This is a genomic window from Streptomyces sp. NPDC058796 (genome assembly GCF_042745235.1).
Classification (GTDB): domain Bacteria; phylum Actinomycetota; class Actinomycetes; order Streptomycetales; family Streptomycetaceae; genus Streptomyces.
In genome coordinates, this window is the sequence record NZ_JBHYOP010000002.1 from 468,062 (window position 1) to 481,231 (window position 13,170).

General features: G+C 72.6%; 15 protein-coding genes. 6 read left to right on the forward strand and 9 right to left on the reverse strand.

The annotated features are described in order from the left end of the window. The first annotated feature begins 39 nt into the window (after positions 1 to 39). Positions 40 to 426 carry an STAS domain-containing protein gene (locus tag ACFW47_RS07440; RefSeq protein WP_386287161.1) on the forward strand — a complete coding sequence of 129 codons (387 nt, stop codon included), beginning with the start codon at positions 40 to 42 and terminating at the stop codon, positions 424 to 426. On the opposite strand, the gene ACFW47_RS07445 is transcribed toward ACFW47_RS07440, so the two are convergent. Continuing rightward, a complete protein-coding gene (locus ACFW47_RS07445; protein ID WP_386287159.1) occupies positions 310 to 1,323 on the reverse strand; it encodes a sigma-70 family RNA polymerase sigma factor in 1,014 nt (337 codons plus the stop codon). The two genes, ACFW47_RS07440 and ACFW47_RS07445, sit on opposite strands and share 117 nt — an antisense overlap. 143 nt (positions 1,324 to 1,466) lie before the next feature. Further along, positions 1,467 to 2,750, reverse strand: coding sequence for an MFS transporter (locus ACFW47_RS07450; protein ID WP_386305103.1), 1,284 nt, complete (start codon positions 2,748 to 2,750; stop codon positions 1,467 to 1,469). A 63-nt stretch (positions 2,751 to 2,813) separates the two neighbouring features. On the opposite strand from ACFW47_RS07450, the gene ACFW47_RS07455 reads away from it, so the two are divergent. Further along, positions 2,814 to 3,767 carry a LysR family transcriptional regulator gene (locus tag ACFW47_RS07455; RefSeq protein WP_217253259.1) on the forward strand — a complete coding sequence of 318 codons (954 nt, stop codon included), beginning with the start codon at positions 2,814 to 2,816 and terminating at the stop codon, positions 3,765 to 3,767. A 13-nt stretch (positions 3,768 to 3,780) separates the two neighbouring features. Here the strand turns inward: ACFW47_RS07455 and ACFW47_RS07460 are convergent, their stop codons facing one another. Then, positions 3,781 to 4,542: an alpha/beta hydrolase gene (locus ACFW47_RS07460; protein ID WP_386287155.1), complete on the reverse strand. Its 762-nt coding sequence runs from the start codon at positions 4,540 to 4,542 to the stop codon at positions 3,781 to 3,783. Between the two features lie 154 nt (positions 4,543 to 4,696). On the opposite strand from ACFW47_RS07460, the gene ACFW47_RS07465 reads away from it, so the two are divergent. Further along, a complete protein-coding gene (locus ACFW47_RS07465; protein ID WP_386305105.1) occupies positions 4,697 to 5,866 on the forward strand; it encodes an adenosine deaminase in 1,170 nt (389 codons plus the stop codon). A 138-nt stretch (positions 5,867 to 6,004) separates the two neighbouring features. Continuing rightward, a complete protein-coding gene (locus ACFW47_RS07470) occupies positions 6,005 to 6,373 on the forward strand; it encodes an ATP-binding protein (protein WP_386287152.1) in 369 nt (122 codons plus the stop codon). A 114-nt stretch (positions 6,374 to 6,487) separates the two neighbouring features. On the opposite strand, the gene ACFW47_RS07475 is transcribed toward ACFW47_RS07470, so the two are convergent. The 5 genes from ACFW47_RS07475 to afsQ1 all read right to left on the reverse strand — a co-directional run bounded on the left by ACFW47_RS07475 (position 6,488) and on the right by afsQ1 (position 10,610). Continuing rightward, entirely contained in the window at positions 6,488 to 6,691 is a 204-nt protein-coding gene (locus ACFW47_RS07475) for a PspC domain-containing protein (protein ID WP_073724783.1), read from the reverse strand. Positions 6,692 to 6,786: 95 nt separating this feature from the next. Beyond that, positions 6,787 to 7,338, reverse strand: coding sequence for a VanZ family protein (locus ACFW47_RS07480; RefSeq protein WP_386287151.1), 552 nt, complete (start codon positions 7,336 to 7,338; stop codon positions 6,787 to 6,789). 379 nt (positions 7,339 to 7,717) lie between these two features. After that, the gene (locus ACFW47_RS07485; RefSeq protein ID WP_386287149.1) at positions 7,718 to 8,338 is read right to left on the reverse strand and encodes a hypothetical protein; all 621 of its coding nucleotides are present in this window, start codon (positions 8,336 to 8,338) and stop codon (positions 7,718 to 7,720) included. Next, on the reverse strand, positions 8,338 to 9,936 hold the full coding sequence (locus ACFW47_RS07490) for an ATP-binding protein (RefSeq protein ID WP_386305107.1): 1,599 nt from the start codon (positions 9,934 to 9,936) through the stop codon (positions 8,338 to 8,340). Before ACFW47_RS07490 ends, ACFW47_RS07485 begins: the two co-directional genes overlap by 1 nt. Beyond that, complete coding sequence (afsQ1, locus tag ACFW47_RS07495) at positions 9,933 to 10,610, reverse strand: two-component system response regulator AfsQ1 (RefSeq protein ID WP_029394402.1); 678 nt, start codon at positions 10,608 to 10,610, stop codon at positions 9,933 to 9,935. The genes ACFW47_RS07490 and afsQ1 overlap by 4 nt, the downstream gene beginning before the upstream one ends. A gap of 210 nt (positions 10,611 to 10,820) precedes the next feature. On the opposite strand from afsQ1, the gene ACFW47_RS07500 reads away from it, so the two are divergent. After that, positions 10,821 to 11,576, forward strand: a complete 756-nt coding sequence (locus ACFW47_RS07500; protein WP_386287145.1) for a SigE family RNA polymerase sigma factor — start codon at positions 10,821 to 10,823, stop codon at positions 11,574 to 11,576. A 237-nt stretch (positions 11,577 to 11,813) separates the two neighbouring features. On the opposite strand, the gene ACFW47_RS07505 is transcribed toward ACFW47_RS07500, so the two are convergent. Continuing rightward, complete coding sequence (locus ACFW47_RS07505) at positions 11,814 to 12,416, reverse strand: uridine kinase (protein WP_386287212.1); 603 nt, start codon at positions 12,414 to 12,416, stop codon at positions 11,814 to 11,816. 191 nt (positions 12,417 to 12,607) lie between these two features. Between ACFW47_RS07505 and ACFW47_RS07510 the strand changes: the two genes are divergently transcribed. Then, positions 12,608 to 13,018: a hypothetical protein gene (locus ACFW47_RS07510; RefSeq protein WP_386305109.1), complete on the forward strand. Its 411-nt coding sequence runs from the start codon at positions 12,608 to 12,610 to the stop codon at positions 13,016 to 13,018. The last annotated feature ends 152 nt before the right edge of the window (positions 13,019 to 13,170 follow it).

The following is a 13,170-nucleotide window of genomic DNA, read 5'->3' on the forward strand; positions in this document are numbered from 1 at the left end:
CTGTGCGCACGTCAATGTGATCTCTGCCGGCGGCCACCGATGAGTTCCCGGCCCGCCCGGGGTCTACCGCACGTGGACGCCGTGACACCCGCCGTACTCGTGCTGCCGGGGCCTGTCTCCCGAGGGGAGACACCCCGGCTCTGCGACGAGGTGCGCGCGCTGATGGAAAGCACCCGGGCCGGGGTGGTCGTCTGCGACGTGGGCGGGCTGGGACCCCCGGGGCTCGCCGTCGTCGATCTGCTGGCCCGCCTGGAACTCGCCGCCCGGCGGGCCGGGGGCCGGATCCGGCTGCGCGACCCGGATCCCGCGCTACACGCCCTCCTCGACCTCGTCGGCCTCCGCTTCGAGACGGAGCGGCAGGTCGAACAGCGGGAACCACCGCTTGGTGTCGAGGAAGCAGTGGAACCCGGTGATGCGGCCGTCTGAGATCTCCAGCACCTGGACCGCCCACGGCGCGTAGCCGCCCGCCTCCGGGTCCGGCTTGTAGTGCGCGAACGCGGGCAGCCCGTTGGCGTTGACCGGCAGCAGCCGCGAGTTCGCGCACGCGGCGCCGAGGGTGGTCATGAAGCCGGTGATGTCCGCCGAGCCGGACAGCCACAGGTCGAACGGCGGCATCGTCATGATGGCGTCCTCGTGCAGCAGCGCTGTCAGCGCCGTCATGTCGTAGCCCTCGAAGGCCGCGACATAGCGCTCCAGGAGCTTCTGCTGCTCCTCGTCCAGCGGGTCCGAGACCGCCGCCCCCTCGCCGTGCTCCGCCCGCTCGGCGAGGGTGGCGCGGGCCCGCTGCAGGGCGCTGTTGACCGACGCGACCGACGTGCCGAGCAGCTCGGCGACCTCACTCGCCTTCCACGCCAGCACCTCGCGCAGGATCAGCACCGCCCGCTGCTTGGGCGGCAGCTGCTGGAGCGCGGCCATGAAGGCCAGCCGCACCGATTCCTTGGCGACCGCGGCCTCGGCCGGGTCGGCGGTCGTGGGCAGTACGCGGGCGTCCGGCATCGGCTCCAGCCAGGTGTTGTCCGGGCGGGGGGAGAGGGCGGCCTGCGCGAGGGGCGTGGAGTCGGTCAGGTCCATCGGGCGGGCCCGCTTGTTGCCCGCGGTCAGCATGTCCAGGCAGACGTTGGTCGCGATGCGGTAGAGCCAGGAGCGGAGGCTGGAGCGGCCCTCGAACTTGTCGTAGCTCCGCCAGGCGCGGACCAGGGTGTCCTGGACCGCGTCCTCGGCCTCGAAGGAGGAGCCGAGCATCCGGTAGCAGTACCCCGTCAGCTCGACCCGGTGCTTCTCCAGCGCGGCATCCAGTTCCGTCGTCACGGTGCCGTTGGTCATCGTCCACCCACCCCTGTGGCCTTCCCGTCGTGCGCGTCTTCGCGCCTCGCACTTCGGAAGCTACCGCAGGGGACTGACAATGGCCTGTGCAGTCAGGAAAACCGCAGGTGGACGAGGTGTGCCTGACGGCGTGCCCGGAGCGCTCAGGCCCGCGCCGGCACGCCCCCGCCCGTGCGCCGTGCCGCCAGCGACCCGGCCACCGTGATCGCCACGACGCCCAGCACCGCCAGCAGCCCGACGCCGACCGTTCCGGCCCAGCCACTGGAGTGGAAGGCCATCGCGCCGACCGTGCTGCCCGCGCTGGAGCCGATGTAGTAGGCGGACTGGTACAGCGCCGAGGCCTGCGCGCGGCCGTGCGTGGCCGTCCGGCTCACCGCCGAGGAGGCCACCGCGTGCCCGGCGAAGAAGCCCGCCGTGATCAGCACCAGGCCCAGCAGGACCAGCGGGAGGGAGGGGGCGAGGGAGAGCAGCAGGCCCGCCGCCGTCGTGCCGCCGCCCAGGTACAGCGCCCCGCGCCGGCCGAGGCGGCCCACCAGGCGGCCCGCCGTGGACGCCGAGACCGTGCCCACCAGGTACACCAGGAAGATCGACCCGATGAGGCCCTGCGGCAGTGAGAACGGCGCCTCCGCCAGGCGGTAGCCGATCACCGTGTAGACGCCGCCGAACACCGTCATGAACAGCGCGCCGATCGCGTACAGGCGGCGCAGCAGCGGGTCGGCGAGGTGGTCGCGGACCGTGCGGGCCAGCACCCGCGGGCGCAGCGAGCCGGCGGTGAAGTGCCTGGGCGCCGGCAGCAGCATCCGGAAGGCCACGGCGCACGCCACGGCCACCACGCCGATCACGCCGACGGCGACCCGCCAGCCCCACTCCTGGGCGACCCAGCCGGTGATGACCCGGCCGCTCATCCCGCCGACGCTGTTGCCCGCCACGAACAGGCCGATCGCCGTGACCAGCGCCCGGGGGGTGACCTCCTCCGCCAGGTACGCGGTCGCCGAGGCGGGCAGCCCCGCCAGCGCCGCACCCTGCACCGCCCGCAGCGCGACCAGCGCCGGCAGCGACGGGGCGAAGGGGACCAGCAGCCCGACGGTCACCGCGACCGCCAGGGACGCCGTCATGACCGTACGCCGTCCGAACCGCTCCGACAGCGCGCTCATCGGCAGGACGAACACCGCCAGGCCACCGGTCGCCGCCGCCACCGTCCAGCTCGCGTCGCCCGCCGTGACACCCATGTCGCCGGAGATCAGCGGCAGCAGCGCCTGGGTGGAGTAGAGCAGCGCGAAGGTCGCGACGCCCGCGAGGAAGAGGGCGAGGCTCATCCGGCGGTAGCCGGGGCCGCCGGGGGCCATGCGCGATGCGTGGACGTCGGGTGCGGAGACGGAAGCGGAGGCGCCCACGGTGGTGGACGCCCCGGTATCGGCGGGAGTCATACCGGGACCGTACGGAGGCCGCGACTCATCCGTCCAATGCATGGAATGGTCATAATCGTTCCCATGGTGCATCAGCAAAGCTCACAGGCGCGCCTGTCACCTTCCGGTGACACAGAAGACATCGTCGCGCTGCTCGCGCCCCGCCTGGCGCACTTCGCCGGCGTGGCACGTACCGAGCACGTCACCCGCGCCGCGCAGGAGATGAACGTCCCCCAGTCGACGCTCTCCCGGGCCCTCGTCCGGCTCGAAGCGGACCTGGGCGTCGACCTGTTCGTCCGCCGCGGGCGCACCCTCGCGCTGACCGTCGCCGGGCGCACCTTCCTCGGCTCGGTCGAGCGCGCCCTCGCCGAGGTCGAGCGGGCCGCCGAGGAGGTCCGCGCGGACGCCGACCCGGCCACCGGCAAGGTCGCCTTCGGGTTCCTGCACACCATGGGCGCCGAGACCGTCCCCGGTCTGCTGCACGCCTTCCGCGCCGACCACCCCCGGGTCCGCTTCAGCCTCGTCCAGAACTACGGCGAGGCGATGCTGGAACGCCTGCGCGCCGGGGAACTCGACCTGTGCCTGACCTCCCCGGTGCCGGACGCCCCCGACCTGGTCGCCCGCCGCCTGGACGAGCAGAAGCTGCGCCTGGTGGTCCCCGCCGACCACCCGCTGGCCGGCCGCCGGCGCATCCGCCTCGCCGAGGCCGCCGACGAGAACTTCGTGACCCTGGAGCCCGGCTACGGCCTGCGCCGCATCACCGACGCCCTGTGCAAGGAGGCGGGTTTCCGGCCCCGGGTCGCCTTCGAGGGGGAGGAGGCGGAGACCCTGCGGGGCCTGGTCGCCGCCGGCCTCGGCGTCGCGCTCCTGCCGCCGCCCGCGGTGCCCCGGCCCGGCGTGGTGGAACTGACGGTCACTGCGCCGCGCGCGGCCCGGGAGATCGGCGTGGCCTGGCTGGCGGGGCGCACGGACACGCCCCCGGTGGCGGCGTTCAAGAAGTTCCTGCTGTCGAGGAGGGGCCACCTCCTCCCGGACTGACCGCGGCGTACGGCTATCGCCGCAACGACTTCCCGAACCCCACCGCCAACGGCATCCGCAGTCCCAGCGGCGGGGGAGCGGCCAGCGCGTCCTCCAGTGGGCGGGAGAAGGACTGCCCGAAGAGCGCGCCCAGCACGAAGTCCTCCGCCAGCGCGGCCACTTCCTCCCGGTAGTGGCGCAAGCCGTGGCCGTCGGAGTGGACTTCGAACCGGCACACGGCGCGGTTGGCCTTCTTTGCCCGGGAGGCCAGCCGGAACGACAGCTCGGGGTCGCTGCGTTCGTCGTTGGTGCCGTGCACGATCAGCACCTGCCGCCCGGTGAGCTGCTTCACCGGCTCGGGGGACGCGGCCATGTCCTCGTCGGGCAGCCAAGGGGCGATCGCCAGCACGGAGTTGACGGCCTCGTGCCCGGCCGCCCGCAGCGCGGCCCGCCCGCCCATGCCGAGGCCGGCCAGGCAGACGGGCACGTCGCCGTAGCGCCGCACGGCCTCGCCGGCGGCCCACTCGGCGTCGCGGGCCAGGTGGGCCTCCGCACCGTTCCAGCCCCGGTAGCGGTAGTGCACGACATGCGTGGCCAGGCCCTCGTCCCGCCCCGCGCGCGCGAGCCGGCGCCCGAGCGTGCGCACGGAGGCCGCCGCCAGCAGCGGAGACGGTTTGCGGCTGGACACCTCGTCCCCGGCGGGGAGCAGCAGCACCACCCCGCTCACCGCCGTCCCCTCCGGACCGAGCGTTCGCCCCAGCCGGGCCCGACGGGCCGGCGTCGCTTGCTGTGCCATGGCAGAACATTCTCAGAAGACCGGGTGTACGCCACCCGTCATCGCAGTCACCGTTACATATCGACCGATCCGTAAAGCCCGCCCTCGTCGCCGCGTTCGACCGGGTCCGGGCGTTCGCCCGGTGCTCTACGCGCGTAGGAGTTAGAGTGCGGAAATGACGAGCCAGAGCACCGCGAAGACCAGCGCGAGGACACCGACGCCGGACCACATCCGCCGGGCGCCGAAGGTTCTGCTGCACGATCACCTCGACGGCGGGCTGCGCCCCGGCACGGTCGTCGAACTCGCCCACGCCACGGGCTACTCGAACCTCCCGGAGACCGACGCCGACCGGCTCGGCACCTGGTTCCGCCAGGCGGCGGACTCCGGTTCGCTGGAGCGTTACCTGGAGACCTTCTCCCACACCGTGGGCGTCATGCAGACCCGCGACGCCCTGGTCCGGGTCGCCGCCGAGTGCGCCGAGGACCTCGCCGAGGACGGCGTCGTCTACGCCGAGGTGCGCTACGCCCCCGAGCAGCACCTGGAGGGCGGTCTCAGCCTCGAAGAGGTCGTCGAGGCCGTCAACGAGGGCTTCCGGGAGGGCGAGCGGCGGGCCCGGGAGGGCGGCCACCGCATCCGCGTCGGCGCCCTGCTCACCGCCATGCGGCACGCCGCCCGCGCCCTGGAGATCGCCGAGCTCGCCAACCGCTACCGCGACCTCGGCGTCGTCGGCTTCGACATCGCGGGCGCCGAGGCCGGCTACCCGCCCACCCGGCACCTGGACGCCTTCGAGTACCTCAAGCGGGAGAACAACCACTTCACCATTCACGCGGGTGAGGCCTTCGGCCTGCCGTCCATCTGGCAGGCCCTCCAGTGGTGCGGCGCCGACCGGCTCGGGCACGGCGTGCGCATCATCGACGACATCCAGGTCCACGAGGACGGCACGGTCAAGCTCGGCCGGCTCGCCTCGTACGTACGGGACAAGCGCATCCCCCTGGAGCTGTGCCCCAGTTCCAACCTCCAGACCGGCGCGGCGGACTCGTACGCCGAGCATCCGATCGGCCTGCTGCGACGGCTGCACTTCCGTGCCACGGTGAACACGGACAACCGGCTGATGTCCCACACCAGCATGAGCCGCGAATTCGAGCACCTTGTCGACGCGTTCGGTTACACGCTCGACGACATGCAGTGGTTCTCCGTCAATGCGATGAAATCAGCGTTCATTCCTTTCGATGAACGACTGGCCATGATCAATGACGTCATCAAACCCGGATATGCGGAGCTGAAGTCCGAATGGCTGTTCCAGCAGACTGCTTCCACCAGGGCGTTTGTCGAGGGCGAGGGCTGATCGACGGGGGACGGTAATACGGAAATGCGGACGGGCTTTCACAATCCGTCCGCATTTCGATGTTTGCCGCGGGGGGTGATGCGTGTTTACGGTCAAGGACCGCTCACATCCCCGTCATCCCATTCGAGGACGCATTTCATGAAGCAGTCTGCTGCCAAGACCCTCGGCGTCGCCGCCCTCGGTGCCGCCTTCGCCGCCGCCGGCGCGGGTGCGGCCACCGCGGCCCCCGCACTCCCGGACACCGCCCAGACGGTGGACTCCGTCGCCCGGACGCTCCCGGCGGAGACCGTCTCCCAGGTGGTGCCCGGCGCCGGCAACATCGTGGAGCAGGGCCGCCAGGTCTCCGCCACGGGTCTGACCGCCGCGCAGCCGGTCGTCGAGCAGGTCGTCGAGCAGCAGCTCTCCGAGGGTCCGACCAAGCCGGTCGCCGGGCTCCTCGGCGGTCTGCCTGCCAAGGGCCTGCCCACCCAGGGCCTGCCGGTCAACGGCCTTCCGATCGGCGGCTGACCCACAGCTCCAGACGCGCCGGAAGGGGCGCACCCGGTGTTCCCGGGTGCGCCCCTTCGGTGTACCAGAGGGGAGGTACGTCAGTCGGGCGCCGTCACTTTCGACGCGGGCCGGTCACCAGGCCGTCCGCGCGGCCTTCTCTTCGGACGGCAGCAGGATCCACAGCGCCAGGTAGAGCAGGAACTGCGGGCCGGGCAGCAGGCAGGAGGCCACGAAGATCACCCGCATCGTGGTGGTGGAGGTGCCGAAGCGCCGGGCCAGCGCGGCGCACACTCCGCCGATCATGCGGCCGTGGGTGGGGCGGGCGAGGCGGGACATCGCGGCTCCTTCGTCAGCGTGTGGCGGGGTCTGCCTGTCGGCTTCCCCTTCATCTGCCCTCCACGCTACGGAGACGAACGGAACAAAGCGTCGCTCTACGGGGCGATACCGACCCTGGGAATCGTCGGGGTCCGTCCCTGAGCGGGCTCCTCCTGGGGGAGGTCCTCCCGCGGCGCCCGCTCGGACCAGCGACGGATCCGGGCGCGGCCCGCGGGTACGACGGCGAGGTGTACGAGGGCCACGCCCGCCGTGTTCAGCAGCAGCGAGTCGACGTCGACGACCTGGCCGGGCACCCCGGTCTGCAGCAGCTCGATGCCCAGTGACAGCAGCGCCGCCGCGGCCGTGGTGCGCAGCAGCGAGCCCAGCGGAGAGACGCCCAGCCGGCCGCCCGCCACCGGCAGCAGCACGCCCAGCGGCGCCAGCAGTGCCAGCGACCCGCCGATGGCCCGGGCGGCCGCGGGCCAGCCCAGCTCCAGATCGGCGCGGATCCCTTCGAAGGGGTGCAGGTTCGGCGGCAGCACCCAGGGCACGTCCAGCGGCCGCAGCGTGTACCAGGCGACGAACGCGAGATGTGCGACCAGGAGGACACTTCCTGTCACACGGATGCGGAGCGCGGCGCTGCCGCCGAGGAACCCATGACGCTGCACGCCCCCCTAGACGCGGCCGCCGCCGCGCGCGGTTCCGGCCCCTCCCACGCAAGGGTGAGGCTTGCGCCACACGGCCCACGTCGCACGGTCCTTGCGTTCGGTGCCGCACGGTCCTCGCGGGCGGTGTCGGCCGGTCCCGTGGTCCCGGGGTCGGTGTCGGCTGCTCCCGCGGTTCAGGTCGTACGGTCCCTGCTGGGCCGTGCCGTGCAGGGCAGTCAGGCGGCTCGCGCGGCCCGGTGCACGCCTCCGCTGCCCTGGGGGGCAGCAGCCTCCCCAGCCCCGGTCACGGGCACCGCGCTCCACAAGGCGGCCCCGCGTCTCACGGGACACCGCCGGCCTCCACGGAACGGCCCGGCGCCCCCGCAGCCCCTCCGGCCCGTCAGCCGCCGGTGACCTCGGTGGACGGGGGCTCGTTGCTGCCCGGCCGGGCGCGGACCTCGTCCGTGCAGGAGTAGCGGCGGGCGGGCGCGTCGGAGGGGCCGGCCAGGATCACGGAGCCGTCGCCCTCGGCCGCCGCCGAGTCGGAGAAGGTGCACACCACCTGGGCGAGCGCGTACGGGGTGAGGTCGTCGGGGGCGGTGCCCAGGCGCAGCGTGTCCTCGGGGTCTCCCGGCCGTGGGCCGCTCACGGTGATCCCGTCGCGCACGTCCGTCGTGTACCCCGCCTGCTTCTCCGCGGCCGACGGCGACTGAGCCAGCTCGTCGAGCAGCCCCTGGGCAACCCGCGCCCGCCGTCCGGAGTCCGCCGCGGCCTCCGGAACGCGTACCGTCCGGTCCACGGCCACCAGAGACGAGCCGCACAGCAGGAACACCCGCACCGGCATCCCGGGCGCGGCCTGCTCCGCCGCGTCCGGACCGGCGAGCGAGCAACGCGCCCGCGAGGGCGCCGGACCGAAGTCCGTGGGCACCTCGGTGGCGCGGATGCCGCACCCGGTGAGCAGCAGGGCCGGCACGGCCCACAGAACCGCCCCGCGCAGTGCCGGCCGACGGCGTACGGTCATCAGACCTGTCCCTTCGGGTCCTCGCCCTTGCTCTCGTCCTCCGGGGAGCTGTCGTCACCGTCCGCCGGCGGCGACGGGTCCTGCGGCAGCCGCAGCACGAACACCGCACCCCCCTCGGGATGGTTCTCGGCGCTGATCTCACCGCCGTGGATGTGCGCGTTCTCCAGGGCGATGGACAGGCCGAGCCCGCTGCCCTCGGAGCGGGGCCGGGACGCGCTCGCCTTGTAGAAGCGGTCGAAGACGTGCGGCAGGACGTCCTCGGGGATGCCGGGCCCGTGGTCCCGTACCCGGATGACGATCTCGTCGTCCGCCCGCGCCACCGACACCCTCACCGGCGACCCGCCGTGCTTGAGCGCGTTGCCGATCAGGTTGGCCAGGATGACGTCCAGCCGGCGCGGGTCGAGCCGCGCGTGGATGCCGCGCTCGGCGTCCAGGTCGACGGCGTCCAGCCAGGCGCGGGCGTCGACGCAGGCGGTGATCTGGTCGGCCACGTCGACGTCGTCGAGGACCAGCCGGGCGGTGCCCGCGTCGAAGCGGGTGACCTCCATCAGGTTCTCCACGAGGTCGTTCAGCCGCCGCGTCTCGCTGACCACCAGCCGTACGGCGGGCTCGACCATCGGGTCGAAACTCCCGCCCTCGCCCTCACCCTCGTACTCCAGCTCCTCCTCCAGCACTTCCGTCACCGCGGTGAGCGCCGTCAGCGGGGTGCGCAGCTCATGACTCATGTCCGCCACGAAGCGCCGCGACGCCTGCTCCCGGCCGGCCATGTCCGCGACCCGCTTCTCCAGGTTCTCGGCGGCACTGTTGAACGTCCGGGACAGATCGGCCAGTTCGTCGGTGCCGGAGACCCGCAGCCGGGTGTCCAGCTTGCCCTCGCCGAGCCGCCGCGCCGCGACCCCCAGCCGGTGCACCGGCTTGAGCACGGTCGTCGCCAGCGCCTGGGCGAGCAGCGCGGAGCCGAGCAGCGCGAGCCCGGTGGCGATCCCCAGCGACCAGGCCAGCGAGTTCAGGTCCTTGGCCTCCGGCTCCAGCGACTTGAGCATGTAGCCCGTCGGCCCGCCGCCGATCACCTTCGTGCCGGCCACGAGGTACGGGGTGTCGTCCTCGGTGGTCCGCTGCCAGTACAGGTGGTACGGGTGCTTGTTGGCCGAGGTGAGCTTCTGCTCCTTGTTCACCGCGGTGCGCAGCGACTCGGGCACGTCGGCCAGCGAGAAGCCGCCCAGCCCGCCGGAACTGCCGTACACGGTCTTCCCGTCGGAGTTCTCGGCGACCAGCAGCACGCTGAACCGCTGACTGCTGTTCGCCATCTGCTCCGCCGTGTGCTGCAACTCGTCCTGCGAGGGGTGCTCCGGCAGCGCGCCCGCGCGGTTCTGCATCTCCTGCTCGAAGCCCCGCAGCACGGCGTCCTGGGCACGGGTCAGCACCGCCTCCCGGTTCAGCCAGTAGGCGATGCCGGACGCGGAGACGGCCGCGGTGAGCGCGACCAGACCGAAGACGAGGACGAGCCTGAGACGCAGACTGGTGAAGCGCAGCCCGGACCAGACTCCCTTGCGAGCCGCGGCCCAGCCGCGTGAACCCCCCTGGTGTTCCTGTGTCACTGAGGCGGATCCAGCCGGTAGCCGACACCCCGCACGGTACGGATCAGGGTCGGGGACGACGGCACGTCCTCGACCTTGGCGCGCAGCCGCTGCACGCAGGCGTCCACCAGCCGGGAGTCGCCGAGGTAGTCGTGCTCCCACACCAGCCGCAGCAACTGCTGGCGGGACAGCGCCTGTCCGGGCCGCCGGCTCAGTTCGAGCAGGAGCCGCAGCTCGGTCGGCGTGAGCTGGAGGTCCTCCCCGTTCTTCGTCACGGTCATCGCGGAACGGTCGATGACCAGGCTGCCGAAGCTCGCCGAGTCGCTGGACTCCCGCTCCCCGCGCCGCAGCACGGCCCGGATACGGGCGTCCAGCACCCGGCCCTGGACCGGTTTGACCACGTAGTCATCGGCGCCCGACTCGAGACCGACGACCACGTCGATGTCGTCGTTGCGCGCGGTCAGCAGGATGATCGGCAGCTGGTCGGTGCGCCGGATGCGCCGGCACACCTCGAACCCGTCGATGCCGGGCAGCATCACGTCCAGCACGATCAGGTCCGGCCGCTGCTCGCGCAACAGCTTCAGACCGTCCTCACCGCTGGCAGCGGTGGCCACCCGGTGACCCTGGCGCGTCAGTGAGAGCTCCAGGGCCGTGCGGATGGCGTCGTCGTCCTCGATCAGCAACAGGGAAGGCACGGGCTCATTCTGGCCCATGGAGGGGGTGCGGTTCGACCTGTGGGTCCACAACGGCGCCCGCCCTGCCGCCGGAGCCTGTGAAGGAACCGTGCGGTACCGGTGACGGACCCCTGTGACAGGTCTGTGACAGTCGGCGGACACGGCCATGAAGTCGCCCCGGCAAGATTTTCGGCACAGGCAACACCGGAAGTCCACGACGGGAGGCGCGAGATGAACACGCTGCACGGCACCAGCACCAGCGCAGTGGTCACGCGTCTGCACGACGTGCACACACACCGGTCTTCGGAGAAGTCCGGTGCCGTGAGCGGGCGGGGGTGCGCTCGCGGCACCGGGCGGCAGCACGCCACCTACATGACGGTGGTGGACGCCGCCAAGGGGGGGACCCAGGGGGGATCGCACGGGGGAACGGCGTACGGGGAGGCCGAGGGGGAGCGCCGCTCGCTGTCGGAGGCGGAGTTCACCGCCTACGTCCAGGAGCGCCGAGCCTCCCTGTACGCCACCGCCTACCACCTGACCGGCGACCGCTTCGAGGCCGAGGACCTGCTGCAGAGCGCGCTGTTCTCGACCTACCGGGCGTGGGACCGGATCAGCGACAAGGCCGCGGTCGGCGGATACCTCCGCCGCACCATGACGAACCTGCACATCAGCGCCTGGCGGCGCCGCAAGCTCAACGAGTACCCGACCGAGGAACTGCCGGAGGCGCCCGGCGACACGGACGCGATGCGCGGCACCGAACTGCGCACGGTCCTGTGGCAGGCGCTGGCCCGGCTGCCCGAGCTCCAGCGCACCATGCTGGTCCTGCGCTACTACGAGGGCCGCACGGACCCGGAGATCGCGGACATCCTCGGCATCAGTGTCGGCACGGTGAAGTCCAGCATCTGGCGGTCGCTCCGCCGGCTGCGCGACGACGAGGTCCTCAGCTTCGGCCGTGACCGGGAGGACGCCTTCGGCGAACTCGTCGCCTGAAGGCCGGGGGTCCGGGGGGACCCCCGCTAGGACCCGTGAAAAAAAGTTCGAGCCGGGGTGTATCAGGGGGAGGGGGCCGGGCTCTTACTCACGGGGAAGCACCACGGGGGAACAACGGGGGGACGGGGGACACGGGGGACACGGGGGAAGAGAGCGGGACTGGAGGGCCGGGGGGTCCGTCCAGTCCCGCTCTCGCGTGTGCGGGGTACGGAGTACGGGGATGCGGGGGGGGGCGCGCTACACCGCCGTACGCGCTGTGGCGCACCGCCCCGCCGCCGCAGCCGCCAGCCGGCCCATCGCCTCGTCCCGGTCGCAGGCGTACGCGCCCAGGGCCGTCTGCCGCGCGATGAGCGACCGTTCCTGCCGCATCAGCCGCCAGCCGCGGCGCAGCAGGAACGGCACCGACTTGCGGCTCTCCCGCAGGTCCCGCACGAAGCGGCGGCGGAAGGTTGTCACCGGACCGCGGCTCAGACACAGCGCGTCGGCCAGGACACCCAGCTCCCGGCAGCGCGCCACGAGTTCGGCGGCGAAGATCCCCTCCGCGAGGAACAGCGGGCCGCGCCCGATGTCGACGGCCTCCTCGCCGGTGCGCGCGCTGAGCGAGATGTCGTAGACGGGCACCCGCGTACGGCCCGACCGGCACAGCTCCGTGATCGCGGCGACGGCCGCGTCCGCGTCCCACGAGCCCGGGTGGTCCCAGTCGATGTCGGAGCTGTGCGGCACCAGCGGCAGCGTCGGGTCGGTGCCCTCCTTGTAGAAGTCGTCGAGCCGCAGCACCGGAAGGCCGGAGTGGGCGGCGAGGAGGGACTTGCCGGAGCCGGAAGGGCCGCAGAGCAGCACGACTCGCGTCGGTATGGGCGGATGGGAGCTCACGGGACACCAGTCTGAGGCATCGAACGGCCGCCGTACGACCCCGCGGGCGGACTTTGCCGCACGCGTCACATCCCGATCGCACTGCGCGGTGACCTGATCACGGTGTGCGCTGTTATCAGGGCAGTCCGTAGCAATCCACACCAAGAGGTGGCTCACCGATGGCCCGACACGCATCCCCCTGCACCACCACCGTCCACCGTGCCCTGGTTCTGCTCGCGACCGCAGGGGCCGCCCTGGGGGCGGGTGCGGCCACGGCCTCCGCGGCGGAAGGCGGCGGCGAGACGATCGCCGGCCTGGCCCACACCCGCCCCACCTCGATGGGCAACATCGACCCGCAGGCGGGCGTCCAGGCCGTGACCGGCATCGTCGGCTACGTCACCGGCCCGGTCGCCGACCTCAAGCCCAACCCGTTGGCCGGTACCGGCGTCGACCCGCTGGACAACGGCGTCGGCACGAAGGTCGCCGACTTCCAGCCGCTGGCCTCGACGGCCCTGACGGGGCCGGTCGCCCAGGCGCAGTCGTTGGGCGCCGTGCCGGTGGTGGGGCAGGCGACGGAACTGCTGCGCTGACGCCACCGGCCCGGCGAGGGGTCAGGCGGTTCGGCCGCGGTGGGTTACGACAATGCGGATCACGCCGTCCTGGGCGGGGCTGCGTACCGGCGATGGACTGAAACGAAGAGCCGCGCCCTCCCCGGACGGTGGGAGGGCGCGGCTCGGTCGCG